Origin of the sequence: Hydrogenophaga sp. NFH-34 (genome assembly GCF_021401345.1) — a bacterium.
Lineage (GTDB): Bacteria > Pseudomonadota > Gammaproteobacteria > Burkholderiales > Burkholderiaceae_C > Hydrogenophaga > Hydrogenophaga electricum.
The window spans coordinates 111,108-135,710 of sequence record NZ_JACBGE010000015.1; the positions used below are offsets into that span (position 1 = coordinate 111,108).

24 protein-coding genes are annotated in these 24,603 nt (G+C 68.8%); 15 read left to right on the top strand and 9 right to left on the bottom strand.

Going from position 1 to position 24,603, the window contains the following annotated elements; translation table 11 throughout:
- The first annotated feature begins 59 nt into the window (after positions 1–59).
- On the top strand, positions 60–257 hold the full coding sequence (locus L0977_RS15495; protein WP_234265754.1) for a hypothetical protein: 198 nt from the start codon (positions 60–62) through the stop codon (positions 255–257).
- Between the two features lie 87 nt (positions 258–344).
- Positions 345–1,250, top strand: a complete 906-nt coding sequence (locus L0977_RS15500) for a DMT family transporter (RefSeq protein WP_234265755.1) — start codon at positions 345–347, stop codon at positions 1,248–1,250.
- A gap of 7 nt (positions 1,251–1,257) precedes the next feature.
- On the opposite strand, the gene L0977_RS15505 is transcribed toward L0977_RS15500, so the two are convergent.
- Genes L0977_RS15505 through L0977_RS15515 form a run of 3 tightly spaced genes read right to left on the bottom strand, consistent with a single transcriptional unit; the run spans position 1,258 to position 3,861 of the window.
- Positions 1,258–1,710, bottom strand: coding sequence for an RNA-binding S4 domain-containing protein (locus tag L0977_RS15505; protein WP_234265756.1), 453 nt, complete (start codon positions 1,708–1,710; stop codon positions 1,258–1,260).
- Between the two features lie 19 nt (positions 1,711–1,729).
- A complete protein-coding gene (locus tag L0977_RS15510) occupies positions 1,730–3,175 on the bottom strand; it encodes a sensor histidine kinase (protein WP_442786640.1) in 1,446 nt (481 codons plus the stop codon).
- Complete coding sequence (locus L0977_RS15515; protein ID WP_234265757.1) at positions 3,172–3,861, bottom strand: response regulator transcription factor; 690 nt, start codon at positions 3,859–3,861, stop codon at positions 3,172–3,174. The genes L0977_RS15510 and L0977_RS15515 overlap by 4 nt, the downstream gene beginning before the upstream one ends.
- Before the next feature lie 146 nt (positions 3,862–4,007).
- Between L0977_RS15515 and L0977_RS15520 the strand changes: the two genes are divergently transcribed.
- The 3 genes from L0977_RS15520 to L0977_RS15530 are packed head-to-tail and all read left to right on the top strand — an operon-like array spanning position 4,008 to position 7,021.
- Complete coding sequence (locus tag L0977_RS15520; RefSeq protein WP_234265758.1) at positions 4,008–4,967, top strand: Bug family tripartite tricarboxylate transporter substrate binding protein; 960 nt, start codon at positions 4,008–4,010, stop codon at positions 4,965–4,967.
- A gap of 12 nt (positions 4,968–4,979) precedes the next feature.
- On the top strand, positions 4,980–5,519 hold the full coding sequence (locus L0977_RS15525) for a tripartite tricarboxylate transporter TctB family protein (protein ID WP_442786641.1): 540 nt from the start codon (positions 4,980–4,982) through the stop codon (positions 5,517–5,519).
- A gap of 11 nt (positions 5,520–5,530) precedes the next feature.
- The gene (locus L0977_RS15530) at positions 5,531–7,021 is read left to right on the top strand and encodes a tripartite tricarboxylate transporter permease (RefSeq protein WP_234265759.1); all 1,491 of its coding nucleotides are present in this window, start codon (positions 5,531–5,533) and stop codon (positions 7,019–7,021) included.
- A 45-nt stretch (positions 7,022–7,066) separates the two neighbouring features.
- Here L0977_RS15530 and L0977_RS15535 read toward each other — a convergent pair whose 3' ends face one another.
- A complete protein-coding gene (locus L0977_RS15535; RefSeq protein WP_234265760.1) occupies positions 7,067–8,023 on the bottom strand; it encodes a LysR family transcriptional regulator in 957 nt (318 codons plus the stop codon).
- A 95-nt stretch (positions 8,024–8,118) separates the two neighbouring features.
- On the opposite strand from L0977_RS15535, the gene L0977_RS15540 reads away from it, so the two are divergent.
- The 8 genes from L0977_RS15540 (at position 8,119) to L0977_RS15575 (ending at position 17,129) form a co-directional block, all read left to right on the top strand.
- Positions 8,119–9,354, top strand: a complete 1,236-nt coding sequence (locus tag L0977_RS15540; RefSeq protein ID WP_234265761.1) for an MFS transporter — start codon at positions 8,119–8,121, stop codon at positions 9,352–9,354.
- The gene (locus L0977_RS15545; protein ID WP_234265762.1) at positions 9,351–10,862 is read left to right on the top strand and encodes a sigma-54 interaction domain-containing protein; all 1,512 of its coding nucleotides are present in this window, start codon (positions 9,351–9,353) and stop codon (positions 10,860–10,862) included. The genes L0977_RS15540 and L0977_RS15545 overlap by 4 nt, the downstream gene beginning before the upstream one ends.
- Positions 10,863–11,029: 167 nt before the next feature.
- Positions 11,030–12,214, top strand: coding sequence for a substrate-binding domain-containing protein (locus tag L0977_RS15550; protein WP_234265763.1), 1,185 nt, complete (start codon positions 11,030–11,032; stop codon positions 12,212–12,214).
- Positions 12,215–12,375: 161 nt separating this feature from the next.
- Positions 12,376–13,137 carry an ABC transporter ATP-binding protein gene (locus L0977_RS15555; RefSeq protein WP_234265764.1) on the top strand — a complete coding sequence of 254 codons (762 nt, stop codon included), beginning with the start codon at positions 12,376–12,378 and terminating at the stop codon, positions 13,135–13,137.
- Positions 13,134–13,871 (top strand): ABC transporter ATP-binding protein, encoded by a 738-nt coding sequence (locus L0977_RS15560; protein ID WP_234265765.1) that lies wholly within the window; start codon positions 13,134–13,136, stop codon positions 13,869–13,871. Before L0977_RS15555 ends, L0977_RS15560 begins: the two co-directional genes overlap by 4 nt.
- A 171-nt stretch (positions 13,872–14,042) precedes the next feature.
- Positions 14,043–15,026 carry a branched-chain amino acid ABC transporter permease gene (locus tag L0977_RS15565; protein WP_234265766.1) on the top strand — a complete coding sequence of 328 codons (984 nt, stop codon included), beginning with the start codon at positions 14,043–14,045 and terminating at the stop codon, positions 15,024–15,026.
- Positions 15,027–15,162: 136 nt separating this feature from the next.
- Positions 15,163–16,263, top strand: coding sequence for a branched-chain amino acid ABC transporter permease (locus tag L0977_RS15570; RefSeq protein WP_234265767.1), 1,101 nt, complete (start codon positions 15,163–15,165; stop codon positions 16,261–16,263).
- Positions 16,260–17,129 carry an alpha/beta fold hydrolase gene (locus L0977_RS15575; protein WP_234265768.1) on the top strand — a complete coding sequence of 290 codons (870 nt, stop codon included), beginning with the start codon at positions 16,260–16,262 and terminating at the stop codon, positions 17,127–17,129. Before L0977_RS15570 ends, L0977_RS15575 begins: the two co-directional genes overlap by 4 nt.
- Positions 17,130–17,204: 75 nt before the next feature.
- Here the strand turns inward: L0977_RS15575 and L0977_RS15580 are convergent, their stop codons facing one another.
- The 5 genes from L0977_RS15580 to hemH form a co-directional block, all read right to left on the bottom strand.
- Positions 17,205–18,611: a sensor histidine kinase gene (locus L0977_RS15580; RefSeq protein WP_234265769.1), complete on the bottom strand. Its 1,407-nt coding sequence runs from the start codon at positions 18,609–18,611 to the stop codon at positions 17,205–17,207.
- Positions 18,608–19,297, bottom strand: a complete 690-nt coding sequence (locus L0977_RS15585; protein WP_234265770.1) for a response regulator transcription factor — start codon at positions 19,295–19,297, stop codon at positions 18,608–18,610. The genes L0977_RS15580 and L0977_RS15585 overlap by 4 nt, the downstream gene beginning before the upstream one ends.
- A 36-nt stretch (positions 19,298–19,333) precedes the next feature.
- Complete coding sequence (locus tag L0977_RS15590) at positions 19,334–20,860, bottom strand: tripartite tricarboxylate transporter permease (RefSeq protein WP_234265771.1); 1,527 nt, start codon at positions 20,858–20,860, stop codon at positions 19,334–19,336.
- A gap of 16 nt (positions 20,861–20,876) precedes the next feature.
- Positions 20,877–21,278, bottom strand: coding sequence for a tripartite tricarboxylate transporter TctB family protein (locus tag L0977_RS15595; protein ID WP_442786642.1), 402 nt, complete (start codon positions 21,276–21,278; stop codon positions 20,877–20,879).
- 228 nt (positions 21,279–21,506) lie between these two features.
- Positions 21,507–22,547 (bottom strand): ferrochelatase, encoded by a 1,041-nt coding sequence (gene hemH / locus L0977_RS15600; protein WP_234265773.1) that lies wholly within the window; start codon positions 22,545–22,547, stop codon positions 21,507–21,509.
- 22 nt (positions 22,548–22,569) lie between these two features.
- On the opposite strand from hemH, the gene L0977_RS15605 reads away from it, so the two are divergent.
- Together L0977_RS15605 and L0977_RS15610 are read left to right on the top strand one after the other, a co-directional pair.
- The gene (locus L0977_RS15605; protein WP_234265774.1) at positions 22,570–23,310 is read left to right on the top strand and encodes an HAD family hydrolase; all 741 of its coding nucleotides are present in this window, start codon (positions 22,570–22,572) and stop codon (positions 23,308–23,310) included.
- Between the two features lie 253 nt (positions 23,311–23,563).
- Complete coding sequence (locus L0977_RS15610) at positions 23,564–24,598, top strand: ABC transporter substrate-binding protein (RefSeq protein WP_234265775.1); 1,035 nt, start codon at positions 23,564–23,566, stop codon at positions 24,596–24,598.
- Positions 24,599–24,603 lie beyond the last annotated feature (5 nt).

Sequence of the window (24,603 nt, forward strand, 5' to 3'; positions counted from 1 at the left end):
CTTTTTTCTTGGCGCATATCCACCGGGAGCAAGGCATGAACAGGTGTGTGGGATGGGGCATGGCGATGGCGGCTGCCTGGGCCCTGGCCGGATGCGGCATGGAGGCCGCCGGCAGCGCGGCCACCGCAGCCGCTCTCAAGCAGCAGGAACTGGAGCAAGGCAAGGCCACGCAGAAGGTGGTCGAGCAGCAGTTGCAGGACGCGTTGCAGCAAGGCACCGACCGGTTGCAGAAGCTGGATCAGGAAGCCGGGCAGTGACTGCGCAGGGCTGATTCCCGGTCAGCACCGCGGACTGTAGCCCGAGCGACCGCCTGGCCACCCAGCGCGCGGTGACAATCGCCCCCCATGGCTTCTCCTGCTCGCTCGATTTCTGCCGCCGCGTTCGCCACCTTGTTGCTCATCGCCCTGATGATGGGCGCCAACCACGTGGCGGCCCGTCTGGCGTTCAACGATGGCGTCAATGTGGCGACGGCGGTGCTGTTTCGCAGCACGGTGACCGCCGTGGTGGTGCTGGCCGTGGTGGTCGGCTATCGACTCCCGTGGCGGACCGATGCGCGGCAGCGCCGTGCGCTGCTGATCGTGGGCGGGCTGATCGGCGCTCAGAGCCTTTGCCTGTATTCCGCCGTGGCCCGCCTGCCGGTGGCGCTGGCCTTGCTGGCTTTCAATTCCTACCCCTTGTGGACCGCCTTGTGGGCGCGCGTGGTGTACGGCGAGCGGCCGGACCGTCGCGTCCTGATGGCCATGCCCGTGCTGCTGCTGGGTCTGGCGCTGGCGCTGGATGTGTCCGGTGCGGCTTCTGGGCTGGGCGCTGCCGACCACTGGGGGCGCATCGGCGCGGGTGTGGCGTTCGCGCTGACCGCGGCGGCGAGCTTCGGCCTCGCGCTGGTGATCATCCAGCACGGCACGGCCGGGGTGGATGGGCGGGTGCGCACCGCAGCCACCATGGCGCTGGTGGCGCTCATGGCGCTGGTCGGGGTGATGGCGCAGGGCGGGCCCGCGCTGCCGGCATCGGCCGTGGGCTGGTGGGGACTGGCGGGGTTGACGGTGCTCTACGGCACGGCCTTCACGATCATGTTCACCGTGTTGCCCCGGCTGGGTGTGGTGGGCAACTCGGCGATCATGAATGTGGAGCCCATCTTTGCGCTGGTGCTGGCCTGGGCCGTGCTGGGGCAGACCATCGCGGCGGTGCAGGTCGCTGGCGGGCTGATCGTGGTCGCCGCGGTGATGTGGCTGGGGCTGCGGCGCGCCTGAACGGCGCTCAGGCGTCGCCGTCGATCGAGGCGCTCCAGCGGTCGTTCCAGTCGGTGCGGCCGCGCAGGGTGTCGATGTCGCGCCGGTCGCGTTTGGTGGGGCGCCCCTGCGTTTGCGCCAGGGCCGGTTCGGGGGCGAGCCGGCGGCGTTCGGCCGCCGCTTCGCGTGCCAGGCGCGAAGCTTCCGTTTCTTCGTACAGCAGGGCCGCAACCGGTGCCGGCCCACGCGTGGTGCTCACCGCCCTGACGATGACGGTGCGTACCACGGTGCCGATGCGCACCTCCACCGTGTCGCCGGCGCGCACTTCACGCGCAGGCTTGGCGATCTGTTCGTTCACGCGCACACGGCCCTTGTCGATTTCGTCGCAGGCCAGGCTGCGGGTCTTGTAGAAGCGGGCGGCCCAGAGCCATTTGTCCAGGCGCAGGCGGGCTGAGTCGGGTGCGGTGGTGGGTGGGTTCATGCGCGCAAGGGCAGTGGGGTCAGACGGATATTGCCACGGAGCGGGGCAGGCGCACGACGGCGTCCAGGCCCTGCACCTGGCCGCGCTGCGTGCGGTTGATCAGCTCGATGCTGCCGTGCAGCGACTGCACGATGCCCTGGCAGATGGCGAGCCCCAACCCCGAGCCCGCTTCGCCCGGGCGTGGGCTGGCGCCGGTGGCGAAGGGCTGGAACAGCCGCTCGCGCTGGGCATCGGCGATGCCCGGGCCATCGTCGCTGATGGTCAGTGCCACGGTGTGCGGATCGCTCACCAGGTGCACGCCCAGCCGTGCGCCCGGCGGTGACTGCTTGATGGCGTTGTGCAGCAGGTTGCGGGTGAGTTCGCGCAGCGCCCATTCGTGCGAGCGCACGGGTGCGGGCGCCGTCGCCGTGAGCGAAAAGTCCAGCCCCTGATTGGCCACCAGCGGGGCCAGATCCAGGGCCACCTGGCGCACGGTTTCGGCCCAGTCGGTGTCGGGCACCTCGTCGCGTTGCTGGCGCAGCTGTTCCACCTTGGCCAGGGCCAGCATCTGGTTGGCCAGTTCGGTGGCGCGGTCGACGGTGTGGGCGATTTCTTCCAGGGCCTGCGGCGCGGGCAGGTCGCCGCGCCGGGCCGATTGCACCTGGGCTTTGAGCACGGCCAGCGGCGTGCGCAGCTGGTGCGAGGTGTCGCGCACAAAGCGCTTCTGGTGGTCCAGCAACTGGGACAGCCGCTCCATGTGCTGGTTGGTCGCCGCCAGCAGGGGGTGCAGCTCGCGCGGGGCGTCTTCCAGCGGCAGGGGCGAGAGGTCGTTGTCGCTGCGCGCGGCCAGCGCGTGGCTGAGCTGCCGCACGGGCCGGGTGGCGCGCTGCACGACGAAGACCACCACCATGGCGATCACCAGCACCAGCACGGCTTGCCGTCCCAGGGTGTCGACCAGGATCTGGCGCGCGAGTGTCTCGCGCAGCTCCAGGGTCTCCGCCACCTGGATGGTGGCCATGCCGTGGCCCGCCGCACCGGCCACGGGCTGCAGCAGCACGGCCATGCGCACGGGGGTGTCGCGGTAGCGCGTGTCGTAGAAGTGGACCAGCGCCGCGTAGATGTTCTGGTCGGGCAGGTTGGCCCGGGGTGGTGGCAGGTCGGCGAAGCCGGAAACCATTTCGCCGGCAAAGCCGTTGACGCGGTAGTACAGGCGGCTGCGGTTGTCGGCCTCGAAGGCTTCCAGGGCCGAATACGCCACCGAAGCCTGCAACTGCGGGCCTTGCTCGGATGGGCTGACCTCCAGGTCTTCGCCAAGCGATTTGGCGGTGGCCAGCAACGTGCGGTCGTAGGCGGTGTTGGCCGCAGCCTGGGCCTGGCGGTAGAGCACCACGGTGTTGAGCACCAGGAAGCCGAACACCGGCAGCAGGATGCCCAGCAGCAGCGTGCGCCGCAGCGACCGGGGTGTGCGGGGCCGGGCGGAGATCACGGGGACGCCCGCAGCAGGTAGCCCAGGCCCCGCAGCGTGACCAGTTGCGCGCCGGTGTGGGCGATCTTCTTGCGCAGCCGGTAGGCCACCACCTCGATGGCTTCGGGCAGGGCCTGGCTTTCACCGGGGAAAACCAGTTCGAACAGGCGCTCTTTCGCGATGGCCTGACCCGGGCGTGCCAGCACGGCGCGCAGCAGGGCCAGTTCGCGCGGGGCCAGTTCCATGGGCTGGCCGTCGTGGTAGACGGCACCGCTGTCCCGGTCGATCTGCATGCCGCACCAGGCGGCCTGTGGCAGGGCCGGTGCCTGTGCCGCGTCGGCCGTGGGCGTGGCACGGCGCACCAGGGCGCGCACGCGGGCTTCGAGTTCGTCGAGGTCGAACGGCTTGGGCAGGTAGTCGTCGGCACCGGTGTTCAGGCCGATGATGCGGTCGCCGACGGTGCCGCGCGCGGTGAGGATGATCACTGGCGTGCGCAGGCCGGCGGCGCGCGCGTCGCCGAGCACCTGCAGGCCGTCGCGGCCGGGAAGACTCAGGTCCAGCAGCACCGCATCGGGCTGGCAGGCCTGCCACTGGGCCAGGGCCTGCTGCCCGTCGCTGCAGGTTTGCACCTGCATGCCGCGGCGCTCCAGCGTGCGCTGCAGGGTGGTGCGCATTGCCAGGTTGTCTTCGATCAGGAGCAGCTTCATCCGGGGGCGATTATGGGGACGCCTTCCGGGGTTTCCGGGATCAGGGTTTGTCCTAGGGCGATCGACAGCCGATTGACAGCGGCCGACAGGAACATCGCGCCTGTCAGTTCGCCGTGCCGTTTCGGCCCACACCAAGGAGACTCCCCATGCGTCGCGACACTTTCCTCAAATCCCTGGCCGCTCTGGCCGCCGCTGGTGCTTTGCCGCCGGCTGCCTGGGCCAGTGCCAACCTGAAGATGATGATTCCCGCCAACCCCGGCGGTGGCTGGGACGGCACGGGCCGGGCCCTGGGCGACGCGCTGCGCGATGCGGGCGTGGCGTCGTCGGTCACGTTCGAGAACAAGGGTGGCGCGGCCGGCGCCATCGGGCTGGCGCAGTTCTTCAACGCCAGCAAGGGCGACCCGAACGCGCTGATGGTGATGGGGGCGGTGATGCTGGGCGGCATCATCACCGGCAAGCCGCCGGTGTCGATCACGCAGCTCACGCCCATTGCACGGCTCACCACCGAATACAACGTGTTCGTGCTGCCGGCGAATTCGCCGTTCAAGAGCATGAAGGAGGTGGTCGAGCAGCTCAAGAAGGACCCGGGCAGCGTCAAGTGGGGGGGCGGCTCGCGCGGTGCGACCGAACACATCGCGGCCGCGCAGATTGCGCAGCTGGCGGGGGTGTCGGCCGCGAAGATCAACTACGTGCCGTTCCGGGGCGGTGGCGAAGCGGTCGCGGCCATTCTGGGTGGCAACGTGACCATCGGTGGCAGCGGCTACAGCGAGTTCCAGCCCTACATCGAAAGCGGCAAGATGCGCGCCGTCGGCATCACTTCGGCGCAGCGCATTGCCGGCATCGACGTGCCCACGCTCAAGGAGCAGGGCATCGACATCGAGATCGGCAACTGGCGCGGCGTGTATGGCGCGGCCGGCATCACCCCCGCGCAACGCGACGCGCTGACCGACATGATCGTGAAGGCGACCAAGAGCAAGGCCTGGCAGGACGCGCTGGCCAAGAACAACTGGACCCCGGCGCTGCTGACCGGCAAAGCCTTCGACGAGTTCGTGGACCGCGATTTCGCTTCGCTGCGCGCGACCATGGTGCGCGCGGGCATGGTCTGAGCGGAGGCAACCATGCGTGCAGACCTTTCACTGGCCGCCGAAGCGGTGCCGGGCGGCAGCCGGACGGGACAGACCCTGATGGGCCTGGCCGCACTGGGCGTGGCCGGCGTGCTGGCCTGGGGCGCGGCGGGCTTGCCCTCCGATGCCGGTTATGCCGGTGTCGGCCCCGACTTCCTGCCCTGGGTGGTGACGGTGGCGCTCGCGGTGTGTGGCGCGCTGCTGCTGTGGGAGGCGCGCACCGGGGGCTTCCGGCACTTGGAAATCCCGTCCGGCGCGGCACGCGGTGACTGGCCGGCGTTTGCCTGGGTGTCGGCCGGCGTGCTGAGCAACGCGGCGCTGATCACCTCCATCGGCTTTGTGCTCAGCTGCGCCCTGTGTTTTGCCCTGGCGGTGCGGGGCCTGCGCCTGAGCGAAGGCAAACCGGCCGGCGGCGCGCTGCAGGCGGTGCGCGATGCCGTGACCGGCATCGTGATCGCCGCCCCCACGTACTGGATGTTCACCAAGGTGCTGGCGGTCAATCTGCCGGGCCTGACCGCGTCCGGCTGGATCTAGACCAGAACACCATGGATATCTTCAACCAACTCTTGGGCGGTTTTGCCACCGCCGCCACGCCCATCAACCTGCTGTGGGCGCTGGCTGGCTGTGCGCTGGGCACGGCCATCGGCGTGCTGCCCGGCCTCGGCCCGGCGGTCACGGTGGCGATGCTGTTGCCCATCACTGGCCAGGTCGAGCCGACCGCGTCGATGATCTTTTTCGCCGGCATCTACTACGGCGCCATGTACGGCGGGTCGACCACCTCCATCCTGCTCAACACGCCGGGCGAGACCGGCACCATGGTCACCGCGCTCGAAGGCTTCAAGATGGCCAAGAGCGGGCGCGCCGGCGCGGCGCTGGCCACCTCGGCCATCGGCTCTTTCGTGGCCGGCACCATCGCCACCGTGCTGGTGACGCTGTTCGCGCCGCTGCTGGCCGACTTTGCCGTCCAGCTCGGCCCGCCCGAGTACTTCTGCCTGATGCTGCTGGCCTTCACCACCGTGAGCGCGGTGCTGGGCCAGAGTTCGCTGCGCGGGCTGACGGCGCTGTTCCTCGGCCTGGCCATGGGGCTGGTGGGCATCGACCAGATCACCGGCCAGGTGCGCTACACCGGTGGCGTGCTGGAGTTCATGGACGGCATCGAGGTGGTGCTGGTGGCAGTGGGCCTGTTCGCTGTGACCGAAGCGCTCTACAACGCGCTCTACGAGGGCCGCAACCCGAGCACGCTCAACCGCATGACCCGGGCCCACATGACGCGCACCGAATGGCGCCGTTCCTGGCCTGCTTGGCTGCGCGGCACGGCCATCGGTTTCCCGTTCGGCACCATCCCGGCGGGCGGGTCGGAAATCCCAACTTTCCTGAGCTACGCCACCGAGCGCAAGCTGGCCGCGCCCGAACACCAGGCCGAATTCGGCGGGGCGGGCGCCATCGAGGGTGTGGCCGGCCCCGAGGCGGCCAACAACGCGGCCGTGACCGCCACGCTGGTGCCGCTGCTGACGCTGGGCATTCCCACGTCGGTGACCGCGGCCATCCTGCTGTCGGCGTTGCAGAACTACGGCATCCAGGCCGGGCCGCAACTGTTCCAGACCTCGTCGACGCTGGTGTGGGCGCTGATCGCCTCGCTCTACATCGGCAACGTGATGCTGCTGGTGCTGAACCTGCCGATGGTGGGGCTGTGGGTGAAGCTGCTGCGCATTCCGCGCGCGCCGCTGTACGCCGGCATCCTCATCTTCGCGACCGTGGGCGTGTACGGCATGCGCCAGAGCGCGTTCGACCTGTTCCTCATGTACGGCCTGTCGCTGGCGGGCATTGCCATGCGGCGCTTCGACTTCCCGATCGCACCGGTGATCGTGGGCCTGATCCTCGGGCCGCTGGCCGAGGCGCACCTGCGCAACGCCATCGCCATCGGCGAAGGCAGTTGGCTGGTGTTTTTCCAGCGGCCGATGTCGGCCACCCTGCTGGCCGCGGTGGCGCTGGTGCTCATCACGCCACGGGCGCTGGCCTGGCACCGGCGCGCATGAGCCCCGGGTCGTCCCGCTGGTGCCAGCCGGCCCGGGGGCGACCGCTCAGGCGGTGACCCCGCCCGCGACCGGCATCGCGGCCCGCATGGCGTCGATGAAGCGGCGCAGCCGGGGTGGGTAGAAGCGGGCGTGCGGATAGACCAGGTACACCGGCAGCGAAGGAGCCTGCCATGGCGGCGCCAGGTGCACCAGCCGGCCGTCGGCCAGGGCATCGGCCACCATCCAGGCCGAGGCAATGCCCGCGCCCAGGCCGAAGATGGCGGCGTTGCACAGCACGTAGAGGTTGTCGGTGCTCAGGCGGGGGTGGATCGCGAAGCGGCGGGTGTGCCGCGTCTGCGGATGGGCCAGCACCACTTCGCTGCGGTAGTAGGTGCGCAGGGCCAGCCAGGGCAGGTCAGGCAGGTCCTCCACCTGTGGCGGTGGTGCGTCGGCGGGCCACAGCCGGGGCGACGCGATCACGATGCGCGGCACGTCCATGAGGCGAATCGCCACCACCGACGGGTCGCGCACCTCGCCGACCTGGATCGCGCAGTCGATGCCGGCACCGATGAAGTCGCGCACGTCGTCGCGCAGCAGCCATTCCACCTGCACGTCGGGGTGGCGCAGCAGGAACTCGGTCATGGGCCGCACCAGTTGCTCCTGCCCGAACGCGTGCGGCACCGCCACGCGCAGGTGGCCGCGCGGGGTGTCGTGGTCGCCCCGCACATCGCTTTGCAGCGCTTCCCACTGGTCGATCAGGGCCTTGGCGTGTTCGTAGCAGCGTTCGCCGTCTTCGGTCAGGTGCATGGCGCGTGTCGAGCGCTGCAACAGGCGCAGGCCGAGCAGGCGTTCCAGGGTCTGGAGCCGGCGGCTGATGGTGGGCTGCGTGGTCTGCATCTGCGCCGCCGCGCGCGACAGGCTGCCCGCCTCCACGATGCGCACGAAGGTCTGCATGAGGTCCAGCCGGTCCCCGGCACCCGCCAGGGGCGGCGGCGTCTGCGGGCGGACAGGGCTTTTATTCATGCGCTAATCGTATATCTGAAGTGAACGCGCCTGCACTACCGCCGGGGCCTGAAGCCCCTCAGACTCCGGGCATGGTTGTGATTCAGGGGTTTTTGATGTCTTCCATTCGCTCAGCGAATTTATCGATGCCGGGTGCGTCCGGCCTCTCGCTCTCTTTGACCCGCCTGCTGGCGGCGGGCGCGGGCTTCACCGTGGCGTCGCTGTACTACAGCCAGCCCATGCTCGGCGTGCTGAGCGAAGAATGGGGCGTGGGTGCGCAGACCCTGGGTCTGGTACCCATGCTGACCCAGCTCGGCTACGCGCTGGGCTTGCTGCTGATGGCACCGCTGGGCGACCGCTGGGACCGCCGCACCCTGGTGCTGGTCAAGTGCGCCGCCCTGGTGGTGGCGCTGCTGGGCAATGCGCTGGCACCTTCGATCGGTTTTCTGCTGATGGCCAGCTTCCTCACCGGCCTGGCGGCCACGGTGGCACAGGACATCGTGCCGGCCGCGGCCGTGCTGGCACCCGAAAACAGCCGCGGCAAGGCGGTGGGTTCGGTCATGACCGGACTGCTGCTGGGCATTCTGCTGTCGCGCGTGGTGAGCGGCTTCGTCGCCGAACACCTGGGCTGGCGTGCGATGTTTGTGCTGGCGGCGCTGGCGGTGGCCGGGATCGGCGTGGCGCTCCAGCGTGGCCTGCCGCGTTTCCCGCCCACCACCTCGCTGGGCTATGGGGCTTTGCTCGGGTCGCTGGTGGGGCTTTGGCGGCGCCACCGCGCGGTGCGCCAGGCGGCGCTGGCCCAGGGGATGCTGGCGATCGGCTTCAGTGCGGTCTGGTCGACACTGGCCATCTGGCTGCACGGCGCGCCTTTCCACCTGGGCAGCGCTGCGGCGGGGGCCTTCGGCATCGCCGGTGCGGCGGGGGCGCTCGGGGCGCCGGTGTTCGGTCGGCTGGCCGACCGGCACGGGCCACACCGGGTCGCGCTGGCGGGGGCGGTGCTAGTGTTCGGCGCCTTCGCGCTCATGGGGGGCCTGTCGTGGCTGCCGCGCGGCGCGCAGATCGGGCTGGTCGTGGTGTCGGTGATCGGCTTCGACCTGGGCTTTCAGGCCGCGCTGATTTCGCACCAGACCATCGTCTACGGGGCCGATCCGGCCGCCCGCAGCCGTGTCAATGCGCTGCTGTTCGTGGCCATGTTCTGCGGCATGGCACTGGGCTCGGCGCTGGGCGGCGCGCTGTTCGAGCGCTGGGGCTGGAACGGCGTGGTGGCGCTGGCGTCGGCCGCCTCGCTGATTGCCGTGGGCATGCGTCTGAAGGCGCTGCCGGCGCGGGAGGCAGGTACCATCCGGCCATGACCGCCGACAGCCGCCTGCCGCGCGACGCGCAAAGCATTCTCGAACTCGCCGCGAGGTCGATGTTCGACCTGTTCGCCAACGCCAGCGAGGGCATGCTGCTGGTGGACCGCGAGGCGCGGGTGGTGTGGATCAACGATCAGTACCGACGTTTCCTGCCCGCGCTCGGCTACGCGCGCGAGGAAGACTTTGTCGGCCACCCGGTCTCGCGCGTGGTGCACAACACGCAGATGCACCGCGTGCTGGAGACCGGCAAGCCCATCCTCATCGACCTGCTGACCAACAAGGCCGGCACGTTCGTGGTCAGCCGCATCCCGCTGCGCGACAGCGAGGGCGGGGTGATCGGCGTGCTGGGCATCGTGCTGTTCGACCATCCCGAGACCACACTGCAGCCCCTCATCAGCAAATTCGCGCGGCTGGAGCAGGACCTGAACGATGCGCGCCGCGAACTCGCGCACCAGCGCCGCAGCAAGTACACCTTTGCCAGCTTCGTCGGCAGCAGCCCGGCGGCGGTGGAGGTCAAGCGCCAGGCGCGGCGCGCGGCGCAGTCGGCCAGCCCGGTGCTGCTGCTGGGCGAGACCGGCACCGGCAAGGAGCTGCTGGCGCACGCCATCCATGCGGCCTCGGCCCGCGCCGGGCGGCCTTTTGTGGGGGTGAACATCGCGGCCGTGCCGGACACCCTGCTCGAAGCCGAATTCTTCGGCGTGGCGCCCGGCGCCTACACCGGTGCCGACCGCAAGGGGCGCGACGGCAAGTTCAAGCTCGCCGACGGCGGCACGCTGTTCCTCGACGAGGTGGGTGACATGCCTGCCGCGGTGCAGGCCAAGCTGTTGCGGGCATTGCAGGAGGGTGAGATCGAGCCGCTGGGGTCGAACCAGCTCGTGCGTTTCGACGTGCGGGTGGTCGCGGCCACTTCGCGCGATCTCGAAGCGCTGGTGCGCGAAGGGCACTTCCGCGAAGACCTGTACTACCGCCTCAACGTGTTGCCGATCCGCGTGCCGCCGCTGCGCGAGCGCCGCGCCGACCTGCCGTTGCTGGTCGAGACCCTGTGCGAAGACATCGCCGCGCGCAGCGGCGGCTCGCAGCTGGAGCTGGACCCCGAAGCGCTGTGGCTGCTGCAGTCGCAGGCCTGGCGCGGCAACATCCGCGAACTGCGCAACGTGCTGGAACAGGTGGCGCTGCGCAGCGACGATCACCGCATCGGTGCTGCGGTGCTGGCCACCGTGCTGCCGCCCGCAGACCGCGCGCTGAGCGGGGTGGCGACCGCAGCGGCGGCATCGGCGGCGGTGCCGGGCACGGCCACGCCTGGCGATCCGGAGAACCTGGCGGCGCCGTTGCGGCCCCTGGCCGAGCAGGTGGCGGCGCTGGAGCGCCAGGCCATGGCCGAGGCGCTGCGCCGCACCGGGGGCAACCGCTCGGCCGCGGCGCGCCTGCTGGGCATGTCGCGGGCCAGCTTTTACGACAAGCTGGCCCTGTGGTCGGAGTTGTCTGAAATTCAGACGATTGACTGAATTTCAGACAATCGAGATGCACCTGGTTTGTCTGAAATTCAGACATTCCTGGGTGAATGGATTCGGAGGCCATTAAAAATCAAAGACTTGCCGAAGTGGCACGTTCCCTGCAATGGTGAGCGTGCCAGCCCTGTGCGGCCCATAAAACCTCTCACCAGGAGACAAGCATGTTCAAGACCACCCGCCGCCTGGCGGTCATCGCCTTGGCCTGCGCCTCGGCTTTTGCCTACGCCCAGTCCAAAGACATCCGCATCGCCCACGTCTACAGCAAGACCGGTCCGCTCGAAGCCTATGGCAAGCAGACCCACACCGGCCTGCTGATGGGGCTGGACTACGCCACGGGCGGGACCATGATGGTCAACGGCCGCAAGCTGGTGGTGATCGAGAAGGACGACCAGGGCAAGCCCGATCTGGGCAAGTCGCTGCTGGCCACCGCTTACGGCGATGACAAGGCCGACATCGCGGTCGGCCCCACGTCGTCGGGTGTGGCGCTGGCCATGCTGCCGGTGGCGCAGGAATACCAGAAGATCCTGCTGGTGGAGCCCGCCGTGGCCGACTCCATCACTGGCGACAAGTGGAACAAGTTCATCTTCCGCACCGGCCGCAACAGCAGCCAGGACGCGATCTCCAACGCCGTGGCGCTGGACAAGCCGGGGGTGTCCATCGCCACGCTGGCACAGGACTACGCCTTCGGCCGCGACGGTGTGAAGGCGTTCAAGGACGCGATCAAGACCGCCAAGCTGGTGCACGAGGAATATCTGCCGGCCAACACCACCGACTTCACCGCCGGTGCGCAGCGCCTGATCGACAAGCTCAAGGACCAGCCGGGCCGCAAGGTCATCTTCATCATCTGGGCTGGCGCGGGCAACCCGTTCAAGATCGCCGATCTGGACCTCAAGCGCTACGGCATCGAGATCGCCACGGGCGGCAACATCCTGCCGGCGATGGCGAACTACAAGAACTTCCCGGGCATGGAAGGTGCCACGTACTACTACTTCGGCATCCCGAAGAACCCGGTCAACGAAGCCCTGGTTTCGCGCCATTACAGCGAGTTCAAGGCGCCGCCCGACTTCTTCACGGCCGGGGGCTTCAGCGCCGCCATGGCCCTGGTGACGGCGCTCAAGAAGACCGGTGGCGACACCAAGACCAGCACCCTCATCAAGACGATGGAGGGCATGAGCTTCGACACGCCCAAGGGCACGATGACCTTCCGCAAGGAAGACCACCAGGCCATGCAGAGCATGTACCACTTCAAGATCAAGGTGGATCCGGCTTTTGCCTGGGGCGTGCCGGAACTGGTGCGGGAAATCAAGCCTGACGAAATGCAGGTCCCGATCCGGAACAAGAAGTAAGGGGGCGACCCCGTGCGCCGCTGACGCGGCAGCTCCCTGCTGGGGAAACAACGCCTGCGGTCCGGCCCAGCCGGTTCCGCGGCGTTCCTGGAAGGTCGCCACTGGCGGCGACCGCTTGCGCACTTGCGCTGCGCCGTTGGGCGGCAGTGCCTGGAGACTCCATGCTTGAAACTTCCGGTCTCACGGTCCGCTTCGGCGGCCACGTGGCGGTGAACGCTGTGTCCTGCGCCTTTCGGCCGGGCACGCTGACCGCCATCGTCGGCCCCAACGGCGCCGGCAAGACGACCTACTTCAACCTCATCTCGGGGCAGATCAAGGCCACTGCCGGTCGCGTCGTGCTCAACGGGCAAGACCTCACGGCCCTGGGCGCGCCGCAGCGCACGCGTGCCGGTCTGGGCCGGGCCTTCCAGCTCACCAACCTGTTCCCGCAGCTCACGGTGCTGGAAAACGTGCGCCTGGCCGTGCAGGCCAAGGCCGGCGCCGGGCTGGACTTTTTCCGCATCTGGAGCGACCGGCGCGACCTGCTGCAAAAGGCCGAGGCCATTCTGGAAACCGTGGCGCTGGCCGACAAGCGCGACGCCAGCGCGGCCAGCCTACCGCACGGCGACCAGCGCAAGCTGGAGGTGGGCATCCTCATGGCGCTGGAGCCGCAGGTGTTCATGTTCGACGAGCCCACGGCCGGCATGAGCGTGGACGAGGTGCCGGTGATCCTGAACCTGATCCGCCAGCTCAAGCAGGACCCGAGCAAGACCATCCTGCTGGTCGAGCACAAGATGGACGTGGTGCGCGAACTCTCCGATCGCATCATCGTGCTGCACAACGGCGAGCTGGTGGCCGACGGCGAACCCGAGGCCGTGATCGCCTCGCCCGTGGTGCAGCAGGCCTACCTGGGCGTGAACCCGGAAGAAACGGAGGCCGTATGAGTGAAGCATTGCTGAAACTCGAAGGGGTGCATACCCACATCGGCGCATACCACATCCTGCATGGCGTGGACCTCGTGGTGCCGGCCAACCAGCTCACCATGCTGCTGGGCCGCAACGGCGCGGGCAAGACCACCACGCTGCGCACGATCATGGGCTTGTGGCACGCCAGCCAGGGTTCGGTGACGCTGGCCGGGCAGGACATCACACAGCGCCCCACGCCCGATATCGCGCGCGCCGGCGTGGCCTACGTGCCCGAGAACATGGGCATCTTCGCCGACCTCAGCGTCAAGGAAAACATGGTGCTGGCCGCGCGCGGCGCACGCACCGTGGACGACATCGACACCACGCGGCTCGAATGGATCTTCGGCCTGTTCCCGGCCATGAAGAAGTTCTGGAACCACCCGGCGGGCAAGCTCTCGGGCGGGCAAAAGCAAATGCTGGCGGTCTCGCGCGCCATCGTGGAGCCGCGCCAACTGCTGCTGATCGACGAGCCCAGCAAGGGCCTGGCGCCGGCCATCATCCAGAACATGATCGCGGCCTTCCGGGAGCTCAAGGCCGCGCAGACCACCATCCTGCTGGTCGAGCAGAACTTCAATTTCGCCCGCCAGCTGGGCGACAGCGTGGCCGTGATGGACGACGGCCAGGTCGTGCACAGCGGCGCCATGGCCGAGCTGGCCGAAGACGAGGCGCTGCAGGCCAAGCTGCTGGGGCTGTCACTGGGAGCGCATCAATGAACCCCCACGCTCATCACTGTGTGTATTCGCTGCCCCCCGGGGGGGCGCAGGCCTCCCTTGGGGCGGCCCGGCGGGAGGCGCGCATATGAACCCCCACGCTCATCACTGTGTGTATTCGCTGCCCCCCGAGGGGGCGCAGGCCTCCCTTGGGGCGGCCCGGCGGGAGACCTCATGAACAAACTCGATCTCGACTGGAAACCCCTGGCCCTGGTGCCGGTGCTGGCGTTGCTGGCACTGCCTTTGGTGGGCAGCCCCTCGACCTGGCTGACACTGACCGTCGCCGGTCTGGCGATGGGGCTGATCGTCTTCATCATCGCCTCGGGCCTGACGCTGGTGTTCGGTCTGATGGACGTGCTCAATTTCGGCCACGGCGTGTTCATCGCGCTGGGCGCCTTCATGGCGGTCACCGTCATGGGCGGCATGGCCGACTGGGTGTCGGCGCAGAACTTCTGGCTCAACCTGGCCGCGCTGGTGCCGGCGATGCTGGCGGCGATGGCCGTGGCCGGTGCGCTGGGGCTGGCGTTCGAGCGCTTCATCGTGCGCCCGGTGTACGGCCAGCATCTGAAGCAGATCCTCATCACCATGGGCGGCATGATCATCGGCGAGGAGCTGATCAAGGTGATCTGGGGCCCCGAGCAGCGCCCGCTGCCGCTGCCCGAAGCACTGCGCGGCTCGTTCCTGCTGGGCGACGCGGCGGTCGAGAAGTACCGCGTGCTGGCGGTGCTGGTGGGCCTGGCGGTGTTCGCGGTCATGGTCTGGGTGCTCAACCGCACCAAGGTCGGCCTGCTGATCCGCGCCGGCGTGCAGGACCGCGAAATGGTGGAGTCGCTGGGCTACCGCATCCAGCGCCTGTTCGTGGGCGTGTTCGTGGTCGGCAGCGCGCTGGCCGGCCTGGGCGGCGTGATGTGGGGGCTGTACCAGCAGAACGTGGTGCCGCAGATGGGCGCACAGGTCAACGTGCTGATCTTCATCGTCATCATCATCGGCGGCCTGGGCTCCACGCTGGGCGCGCTGATCGGGGCATTGCTGGTGGGCCTGATGGCCAACTACACCGGCTTTCTGGTGCCCAAGGTGGCGCTGTTTTCCAACATCGCGCTGATGGTGGCGATCCTGCTGTGGCGGCCGCAGGGCGTCTACCCGGTGACGAACCGATGACCCCCCGCGCCGCCTTCTGCGTCACCCCCCAGGGGCGCAGCCTGTGGCACGGCGGAGCCGGTTCCACGGCTGCAACTGGACGTTGCGTGCCTGCGCTGTGTGCGATGGGCCTACTGAACTTGAATGGGGTTTCTTCATGCTGACCCGACTGCTTTCCCATGACTTGCCGCGCAGCCGCGTGCTGGCGGCGGTGCTGATCCTGCTGGTGCTGGGGCTGGCCTTCGCGCCTTTCCTGTTCCCCGGCGTCAAGGCGCTCAACGTGGCGGCCAAGGTGCTGGTCTTCATCGCGCTGGTGGTGAGCTTCGATCTGCTGCTGGGCTACACCGGCATCGTGAGCTTCGCGCACACCATGTTCTTCGGCATCGGTGCCTACGGCGTGGCGATCGCGCTGTCGGCGGTGGAAGAGCCTTCGTGGTCGGCACTGCTGCTGGGGGTGCTGTGCGCCCTGGTGGTGTCGCTGCTGCTGTCGCTGGTGATCGGGCTGTTCTCGCTGCGCGTGAAGGCCATCTTCTTCGCCATGATCACGCTGGCCGTGGCCTCGGCCTTTCTCACGCTGGCGTCGCAGCTGTCGGACTTCACCGGCGGCGAGGACGGCCTGAGCTTCAGCGTGCCCGAGCTGCTGACGCCCGGTTTCTCGCTCAGCGAGGACGACTTTGCCGGCCCGTTCGGTGACGTCGCGCTCAACGGCCGGCTCATCACCTACTACCTGCTGTTCGTGGTGGTCACGGGCATGTTCCTGGTGATGCTGCGCATCGTCAACTCGCCCTTCGGCCGCGTCTTGCAGGCGATCCGCGAAAACGACTTCCGGGCCGAGGCGCTGGGCTACCGCACGGTGGTCTACCGCACGCTGTCCAACGTCATCTCGGCAGCGTTCGCCACGCTCGCTGGCTGCCTGCTGGCGCTCTGGCTGCGCTACAACGGGCCGGACACCTCGCTGTCGTTCGAGATCATGCTCGACATCCTGCTCATCGTCGTGATCGGCGGCATGGGCACGCTCTACGGCGCCATCATCGGCAGCGTGCTGTTCCTGCTGGCGCAAAGCTATCTGCAGGACCTGCTGCGCGTGGCCGGTGACGCGGTGGCCGGGGTGCCGCTGCTGCCCGCGTTGCTCACACCCGACCGCTGGCTGCTCTGGCTCGGCCTGCTGTTCGTGCTCTCCGTGTACTACTTTCCCACCGGCATCGTCGGCAAGCTCCGCGAGCGCGCGGTGCTGGCGCGCGTGAAAGGCCTGCAATGAACCCCTCGCCCGTGATTCCCCAGTCGCGTTACCTCGCCTGCGAAGGGCGCGAGATCCATTTCATGGACTGGTCACCCGCCCCCGGCACGCCCGATCGCGGCACGGTGGTCGCCTGGCACGGCCTGGCCCGGACCGGGCGCGACATGGACCCACTGGCCGCGCACCTGGCGGCGCAGGGCTGGCGCGTCGTCTGCCCGGACACCATCGGCCGGGGGCTGTCGCAGTGGAGCCCGGAGCCGCTGGCCGAATACTGCCTGGCTTTTTACGCCCGGCTGGCGCGCTCGCTGGTCGACCAGCTCGGCCTGGCGGATTTCCAGTGGGTGGGCACCTCGATGGGCGGTGCCATCGGCATGGTCTGTGCCGACGGCCCGCTGCGCGGGCGCATCCAGCGCCTGGTGCTCAACGACATCGGCCCCGAACTGGCTGCGCCCGCCGTTGAACGCATCCGCACCTACGCGGGCAGCCCGGCGGCGTTCGATACCGTGAGCGAGCTGGAGCAGTACTTCCGCACGGTCTACAAGCCCTACGGTTACCTGTCCGACGCGCAGTGGCGGCTGCTGACCGAAAGCTCGACCCGCCGCCTGCCCGACGGCCGCGTGACGCCGCATTACGACCCGGCCATGGCCCAGCAGTTCACGCACCACCCGCAGGACTACGCCCTGTGGCCGGTGTACGACCGCATCGAGGTGCCAGTGCTCTGCCTGCGCGGCGTGGATTCGGACCTGCTGCTGGCCGACACCGCCGAAGCCATGCGCGACCGCGGACCGCGTGCGCTGGTGGTCACCATCGCCGACTGCGGCCACGCGCCGGCGCTGAACGTGCCCGACCAGATGGAGCTGGTGCAGCGCTTCCTTTCGGGGCACTGAGCCGCGCCCGCCCGGGCGGGGGTTGGGGCCTGTTCACACCTATTTTGAAATGTGCGGCGGTTCTGTGGGCAGGCCTTACGCCAGCGGCAACGCCACGCTGGCGCGCAGGCCCCGGTCGTGGTCGGCGCTGTCCAGTTGCAGCGACGAACCCAGCAGGCCGGCGTAGCGGGCCACGATGTAGAGACCCAGACCGCTGCCCTGGCCGAGCAGTTCGCCCTCGCGGCCCTGGCTCCAGCGCTGCATGAGGTTGCGGCGCAGGGGTTCGGCGATGCCGGGGCCATCGTCCACCACCGACAGCACGCAACGGCGTGCGCCGTCCTCTGTCGCCAGTTCGACCGTGATCGTGCGGCCGCCGTAGCGCATGGCGTTGTCGATCAGGTTGTCGAGGATGCCTTCGATCATGGCGGGGTCGGCCCAGACCACGACGTCGTCCATGCGTCCCTCCAGCCCGCGCGCGCCGAGGTCGACACCGCGCGCATCGGCCGTGTCCAGGTGGCGCAGCACCGCCTGGCCGATGAAGTGCGTGAGCGAGACGCGCTCTTTCTGCAGCACGACTTCGGCCTCGTCGGCTGCGGCCAGGTCGAGCAACTGGTTGACCAGGCGCCCGGTGCGCTCGGCGCTGTCGGCGATCTGCTGCAACGGCTGTCGCGCCTCGGCCGCTTCGGGGTGGGCCAGGCCGTAGTCGGCCAGCGCACGGATGCGTGCCAGCGGCGTGCGCAACTCGTGGGCCACGTTGCCAATGAATTCGCGCTGCGTGCGCACGCTGCGGCCCAGCCGGTCGAACAAGGCATTGACCGCCTGGCCCACGGCGGCGATTTCGCGGGTGGACGGGGTGATGGCCACCGGTGTCAGGTCTTGGGCATCCCGGTCCGCCAGGGCCGCCTGCAGCCGGCCCAGCGGAGCCAGATCGCGCTCGATGCGGCGCCACAACCAGAAGGCCAGCAGGCTCAGCATCAGCAGCAGGGGCAGGGCGCCGAACAGCAGCATGCGCTGGACCAGGGCCGCGCGCACATAGGTGGTGTGTGCCATCACCACATGGAAAGGGTCACCCAGCACTTCGTGGCGCAGTGTCACGGCACGCACCGGCAGCCCGTGGTAGACGATGTTGCTGTAGCGGAAGCGCTGATCGCTGTCGGGCCAGGGGGTGGGCGGCAGCGGGGTGCCCGCCAGCCGGGTACCGTCGGGTCGCAGCACGGTGAAGTGCACGGCCTCGGCCTGGTCGAACAGCGCGGCGCGGAGTTCGCTTTCGGTCAGTTGCAGGCCCACGGCGCCGTCGGGGCCGGCCTGGACGTAGGAGGCGATCGAGTAGGCGTCGTCGACCAGGGCGCGGTCGAAAGCCTGCTCGGTGAAATGGCTGGCGACCCCGAGCGTGGCCACCGTGCCCACCAGCCAGGTGAGCACCAGGGGCAGCATCACGTGCCGCAGCATGCGCACGCGCAGCGAGGGAGGCAGCGCTGGGGCGGGGCGCGGGTCGGCGGTCAATTTTCCGGCTCCAGCAGGTAGCCGATGCCGCGCAGCGTGCGGATCGACGCACCGCTGCCCGCCAGCTTCTTGCGCAGGCGCGAGATGAAGGCCTCCAGCGCGTTGTCACCCAGGGCTTCGTCGAAGCCGGAGAGCTTGTCGGAGAGCTGCCGTTTGCTGACGGCATGGCCCGGTGGGCTCATCAGTTCCCAGAGCACCTCGAACTCGCGCGCGGGCAGGTCGAGCGGCGCGTCCGCCACCGAAAACCGCCGGGCCCGCCGGTCCAGTTGCAGCGCGCCGAGGCGCGCCAGGTCGTCGCTGCCGATGGCGCGGCGCACCAGGGCGCGCAGGCGGGCTTCGACCTCGGCCAGATCGAAGGGCTTGCCCAGGTAGTCGTCGGCGCCGCTGTCGAGCCCGGTGATGCGCTCTTCCGTGCGGTTGCGCGCGGTGAGCACCAGCACGGGCGTGCGGTCGCCGCGCGCGCGGGCCTCGCGCAGCAACTGCAGACCGTTGCCCAGCGGGCTGTCGGGGCGGGCATGCTGTGGCAGGTTCAGATCGAGCAGCACCGCGTCGAAAGGCTGGACGCGCCAGAGATGGCCCGCCTCGTGCAGGGTGCCGACCGGGTCGACGCGGTGCCCCGCGTCGGTCAGGCTGCGGGCGATGACCTCGCGCAGCACGGCATCGTCTTCGACCAGCAGGATTCGCATGCCCGGAAGGCTAGCAGAAGGCGGGGTGGGCAAGGCTCAGGACCGGGACAGCCGGGCGTCGTCGAGGGCTTCCTTCGCGCGCAGGCTTTGGCGCAGGGTGCTCCAGATGGCCCACAGCAGCAGGACCGAGGTCAGCCCCAGCAGCGTGGCGCTGATCGGGCGCTCGATGAAGATCATGGGATCGCCACGCGAAATCAGCAGGGCGCGGCGCAGGTATTCCTCCAGCATGGGGCCGAGGATGTAGCCCAGCAGCAGCGGCGCGGGTTCGAACTTCAGCACCATCAGGGCGTAACCCATGATCCCCAGGGCGGCGACCATGTAGATGTCGAAGGTGTTGTTGTTGACGCTGTACACGCCCAGCGCCACGAACACCAGGATGGCCGGGTACATCCACGAGAACGGGATGCGCAGCAGAGCCACCCACAGCCCGATCGTCGGCAGGTTCAGGATGACCAGCATGATGTTGCCGATGGCGAAGCTCACCACCAGGCCCCAGAACAGGTTGGGCTGTTCGGTGATCAGCATCGGCCCGGGCTGGATGCCGTGGATGATCAGCGCGCCCAGCATCACGGCCATGACCGCATCGCCCGGAATGCCCAGTGACAACGAAGGCACGAAGGCCGTCTGCGCGGCGGCGTTGTTGGCCGACTCGGGGGCCGAGATGCCTTCGATGGCGCCCTGGCCGAAGCGGCTCGGATCCTTGGCGACCTTCTTTTCGATGGCGTAGGCCATGAAGGCCGCGATGGAGGGGCCCACGCCGGGCAGGGCACCCAGCGCCGCGCCCAGTGCGGAGCCGCGAACCATGGGCTTCACCGTGGCCTTGAACTCGGCCCGGTCCGGCGCCATGGACCGCAGCGAGACCTTTTCGGGCTGGCGGTTGGCATCGGCCGAATTGATGCAGCGGATCACTTCGGCGACGCCGAACAGGCCCATGGCCAGCGCGACGAGGTTGATGCCATCCATCAGTTCCGGCACATCGAAGGCGTAGCGCGAGATGCCGCTGTTGACGTCGGTGCCCACCATGCCCAGCAGCAGCCCGAAGACCATCACCGCCAGGCCCTTCACGGCGGAACCCGAACTCATGGACGAGGCGGCCACCAGCCCGAGCACCATCATGGCGCAGAACTCGGCCGGGCCGAACTCGAGGCCGATCTCCGCAATGACCGGCGAGAACAGCGTCAGCAGGATCAGGCCGGACATGGCGCCGACCAGGGACGCGATCGTGGTGACGAACAGCGCCACCCCCGCCTTGCCTTTCTTGGCCATGGGATAGCCGTCGAGGCAGGTCACCGCCGAAGAGGGGGTGCCGGGCAGGTTCAGCAGGATGGAGGCGGTCGATCCGCCGTACTGCGCGCCGTAGTACACGCCGGCCAGCATGATGATGGCCGCGGTCGGGGGGATGTGGTAGGTCACCGGCAGCAGCAGCGAGATCGCCGCCAGCGCGCCGATGCCGGGCAGCACACCGACCACCGTGCCGAGGAAGACGCCGAAGAAGCAGTACAGCAGGTTGGCCGGTTCGGCCGCGACCTGCAGGCCGAGCCAGAGGTTGCCAAGCAATTCCATGGGGACTCCTTCGGGTTCAGGCCGACCAGGGCCAGATGGGCAGCACCATCTGCAGGCCGATGGGGAAGATCAGCGTGGTGAGCACGGCCACCACGGTGCACACGGTCAGGCGTGTGCGCAGGCGCATGGCCGAGGGCACCAGCGACAGCAGCGCGGTGAGGAAGGCCGCCACAAACACGCCCAGCAGGTGCAGCATGAACGCGAAACCGATCAGGCTGAGCACGCACCAGAACAGGTTGTTCCACTGCACCTGCACCGCGGTGCCCCGCCGCCACAGGGCGGGCAGGGCCACCAGCAGGCCGAGCACGGCCAGCACCCAGCCCAGCACCACCGGAAAGTAGCCGGGGCCCATGCGGGCGGCGGTGCCAAATTCGTAGTCGCGGCCATGGAGGGCAAAGAACAGGCCTGCTGCGGTCATGAGCAGGCCCCCCAGAAGATCGTGAATGTCTCGGGTCGTTTTCATGCGGATCGGAGAACGGGCGCCAGCGCGCCGTTGACGGGAGCCGCGACCAGCGGCGCGACCACGAAGCCGTGCCCCCGCAGCGCCAGGGTCGGCGCCGCGGGGAAGGCATGAAGTCAGCTTAAGGCGGGGTTCCTGACCAGAACCTGATCGGGGTCGGGCCTGTGGCGGGACCGGCCAGGGGCCTTACTGGCCGCCCGGGGCCTTCGTCGGCCAGCCCTGCAGATGGCGCTCGGTCAGGTCGGTCAGGGCCCGGATCCAGTCGGTGTCGTCGTTCAGGCAGGGGATGTAGCTGAACCGTTCGCCGCCCGCGTGCACGAAGGCCTCGCGCACTTCCTGGTTGATCTCTTCCAGCGTCTCGATGCAGTCGCTGGTGAAGCCGGGGCACACCACGTCGACGCTGCGCAGTCCCTTCTGCGCCAGGGCCACCAGGGTGGGCTCGGTGTACGGCTGCAGCCAGGCCGCCTTGCCGAAGCGCGACTGGAAGGTCACGGTGTAGCGCTCGGGCGGCAGGCCCAGGCGTCCGGCCAGCATCCGCGCGGTGGTCTGGCATTCGTCGGCATAGGGATCGCCCAGCGTGCGGTTGCGCTCGGGCAGGCCATGGAAGCTCATCACCAGGTGATCGGCCGCTTCGTTCTGCTGCCAGTGCCGCAGGACGCTGCGCGCCAGGGCCTCGATGTAGCCCCGGTCGTCCGGGTAGCGGTTGACGAAGCGCAGTTCGGGCAGCGCGCGCACCTCCAGGCCCCATTGCGCCACGGCGTCGAACACGCTCGCCGTGGTGGTGCCGCTGTACTGGGGATAGGCCGGCAGGATCAGCACCCGGCCCACGCCCTGGGCCTTGAGTTCATCGAGCACCGCGCCGATGCCGGGCGTGCCGTAGCGCATGGCGTAGCGCACGGTGATCCGGTGGCCCCGTTCGCCCAGGTAGCCCTGCAGCAGCTTGGCCTGCCGGTCGGTCCAGACCTTCAGGGGCGAGCCCTCGGGCATCCAGACGGTGGCGTACTTGGCGGCCGATTTGGCCGGCCGGGTGCGCAGGATGATGCCGTGCAGGATGGGCCACCACAGCAGCTTGGGGATTTCCACCACCCGGTGGTCGCCCAGGAATTCCGCCAGATAGCGGCGCAGCGCCGGGGCGGTGGGTTCGTCGGGGGTGCCGAGGTTGCACAGCACGACGGCCGTGCCGTCGGCGCGGCCGGCAGGGAGAGCGGGTTCGGTGCGAAAAGCCATGCGCTATTCTCCCGCAGCCATGATGACCCCATACGCTCCCAGCCCCCAGCCACGGCCCATTTCGGGCCTGGATACCGATCGCATCCAGGCCATCACCCTCGATCTGGACGACACGCTCTGGCCGATCTGGCCCGCCATCGCCCGGGCCGACGAGGTGCTGCGTGCCTGGCTCGCCGAGCGCGCGCCAGCGACCGCGGCCCTGTGCGTCCAGCCCGATGCCCTGCGCGCCGCGCGGGCCGAACTCGAACGCCAGCGCCCGGAACTGGCGCACGACCTGAGCGCGATGCGCCGCGAAGCCATCCGGGGGCTGCTGCAGCGTGCCGGCGACGACCCGGCGCTGGCCGAGCCGGCGTTCGAGGTGTTTTTTGCCGAGCGCCAGCGCGTCGATCTGTATGCCGATGCGCTGCCGGCCCTGGAACGGCTGAGCGCCCGTTACCCGCTGGTGACGCTCACCAACGGCAATGCCGACGTGCACCGGGTGGGCATCGGGGGGTACTTCCGGGGTGAAGTCACGGCGCGCCGCTTCGGTGTCGGCAAACCGGACCCACGCATCTTTCAGGCCGCAGCGGACGCGGCGGGGGTGCCTGCATCGGCCGTGCTGCACGTGGGCGATGACCCCGCGCTCGACGGGGTGGGGGCCCTCAACGCGGGCATGCAACTGGCGTGGGTCAACCGGGCCGGGCACGCCTGGTCGCACGGCCCGGTGCCGCCGCACGCCACGGTGTCCGATCTGCTCGCGCTGTGCGATCTCCTGGGGCTCTGAACGGGCGCCGGCATAGTCGAGTTCGGCACTCGGATATCGTTATATGAAAAGTCTCAGTATTTGCGTGAGATTTAGATAAAAAACTATATTTGACAGGCTAAGCCCAACCCAACGCCCTGTTGGTTGAGCGGCTGGTCACTTGGTTTGCAGCAGCGTTCTTCGTCATTCCTCAGGTCGTTGGATCGGTTTTGTCCGTATCCAGTGGCGCTGTGCGTCGGTGGAATTCACCCACACGAACCCCGGAGGAGTACGCATGCAATCCCTTTCCCTGATTTCCCTGACCCTGATTTCGGCCGCCGTGCTGGCCGCCTGCGGCCAGAAGGCCGATGAAACCCCCGCTACCGCACCGGCCGAAACGGCCCAGGCTTGCGGCAAGGTCACCGTCGCCAGCATGAACTGGCAGTCGGCCGAAGTGCTGGCCAGCATCGACAAGATCATCCTGTCGCAAGGCTTCGGCTGCGAGGTCGAGATCGTGCCGGGCGACACCATGCCCACGCTGACCTCGATGATGGAAAAAGGCCAGCCCGACGTGGCGCCTGAAGCCTGGATCAATGCGGTGCGCGAACCGCTGGAAGCCGCCGTCAAGGAAGGCAAGCTGCACTACGCGGCCCATTCGCTGACCGACGGTGGCGTCGAAGGCTGGTGGATTCCCAAGTACGTGGCCGACGCGAACCCCGACCTCAAGACCATCGACGACGCACTCAAGCGCCCCGATCTGTTCCCGGCCCCCGAGTCCAAGGGCAAGGGCGCGGTGCACAACTGTCCGTCCGGCTGGAACTGCCAGATCACGACCGACAACGCCTTCAAGGCCTGGGGCGCCAAGGACAAGAACTTCGTGCTGCTGGACACCGGTTCCGCCGCCGGTCTCGACGGCTCCATCGCCAAGGCCTACGAGCGCAAGGAAGGCTGGCTGGGCTACTACTGGGCGCCCACATCCATCCTGGGCAAGTACGAGATGGTCAAGCTTGACGCGGGTGTGCCGCTCGACCGCGAGGCGTTCGACAACTGCAACGCCAAGGCCTGCGACAACCCGACCAAGACCGACTGGCCGCGTGCCGAAGTCATCACCGTGGTGACCGACCGCTTCAAGAACGCGGGCGGCCCGGCCTACGACTACCTGGCCAAGCGCAGCTGGGGCAACGACACCGTGAACCAACTGCTGGCCTGGATGAGCGACAACCAGGCCGCCGGGGACGATGGTGCCCGCCACTTCCTGCGCAACAACGAAGCGATCTGGAGCACCTGGGTCTCGCCTGAAGTGGCGGCCAAGGTCAAGGCTGCCCTTTGAGCGGA

Bases quoted from the DNA above. Each gene is read 5' to 3' on its own strand.
- L0977_RS15560 (WP_234265765.1), top strand. From the start codon at position 13,134: ATGAGTGAAGCATTGCTGAAACTCGAAGGGGTGCATACCCACATCGGC.
- L0977_RS15605 (WP_234265774.1), top strand. From the start codon at position 22,570: ATGACCCCATACGCTCCCAGCCCCCAGCCACGGCCCATTTCGGGCCTG.
- L0977_RS15565 (WP_234265766.1), top strand. From the start codon at position 14,043: ATGAACAAACTCGATCTCGACTGGAAACCCCTGGCCCTGGTGCCGGTG.
- L0977_RS15540 (WP_234265761.1), top strand. From the start codon at position 8,119: ATGTCTTCCATTCGCTCAGCGAATTTATCGATGCCGGGTGCGTCCGGC.
- L0977_RS15515 (WP_234265757.1), bottom strand. From the start codon at position 3,861: ATGAAGCTGCTCCTGATCGAAGACAACCTGGCAATGCGCACCACCCTG.
- L0977_RS15505 (WP_234265756.1), bottom strand. From the start codon at position 1,710: ATGAACCCACCCACCACCGCACCCGACTCAGCCCGCCTGCGCCTGGAC.
- L0977_RS15570 (WP_234265767.1), top strand. From the start codon at position 15,163: ATGCTGACCCGACTGCTTTCCCATGACTTGCCGCGCAGCCGCGTGCTG.
- L0977_RS15585 (WP_234265770.1), bottom strand. From the start codon at position 19,297: ATGCGAATCCTGCTGGTCGAAGACGATGCCGTGCTGCGCGAGGTCATC.
- L0977_RS15575 (WP_234265768.1), top strand. From the start codon at position 16,260: ATGAACCCCTCGCCCGTGATTCCCCAGTCGCGTTACCTCGCCTGCGAA.
- L0977_RS15550 (WP_234265763.1), top strand. From the start codon at position 11,030: ATGTTCAAGACCACCCGCCGCCTGGCGGTCATCGCCTTGGCCTGCGCC.
- hemH (WP_234265773.1), bottom strand. From the start codon at position 22,547: ATGGCTTTTCGCACCGAACCCGCTCTCCCTGCCGGCCGCGCCGACGGC.
- L0977_RS15525 (WP_442786641.1), top strand. From the start codon at position 4,980: ATGCGTGCAGACCTTTCACTGGCCGCCGAAGCGGTGCCGGGCGGCAGC.
- L0977_RS15520 (WP_234265758.1), top strand. From the start codon at position 4,008: ATGCGTCGCGACACTTTCCTCAAATCCCTGGCCGCTCTGGCCGCCGCT.
- L0977_RS15535 (WP_234265760.1), bottom strand. From the start codon at position 8,023: ATGAATAAAAGCCCTGTCCGCCCGCAGACGCCGCCGCCCCTGGCGGGT.
- L0977_RS15545 (WP_234265762.1), top strand. From the start codon at position 9,351: ATGACCGCCGACAGCCGCCTGCCGCGCGACGCGCAAAGCATTCTCGAA.
- L0977_RS15500 (WP_234265755.1), top strand. From the start codon at position 345: ATGGCTTCTCCTGCTCGCTCGATTTCTGCCGCCGCGTTCGCCACCTTG.
- L0977_RS15610 (WP_234265775.1), top strand. From the start codon at position 23,564: ATGCAATCCCTTTCCCTGATTTCCCTGACCCTGATTTCGGCCGCCGTG.
- L0977_RS15530 (WP_234265759.1), top strand. From the start codon at position 5,531: ATGGATATCTTCAACCAACTCTTGGGCGGTTTTGCCACCGCCGCCACG.
- L0977_RS15595 (WP_442786642.1), bottom strand. From the start codon at position 21,278: ATGACCGCAGCAGGCCTGTTCTTTGCCCTCCATGGCCGCGACTACGAA.
- L0977_RS15495 (WP_234265754.1), top strand. From the start codon at position 60: ATGGCGATGGCGGCTGCCTGGGCCCTGGCCGGATGCGGCATGGAGGCC.
- L0977_RS15555 (WP_234265764.1), top strand. From the start codon at position 12,376: ATGCTTGAAACTTCCGGTCTCACGGTCCGCTTCGGCGGCCACGTGGCG.
- L0977_RS15590 (WP_234265771.1), bottom strand. From the start codon at position 20,860: ATGGAATTGCTTGGCAACCTCTGGCTCGGCCTGCAGGTCGCGGCCGAA.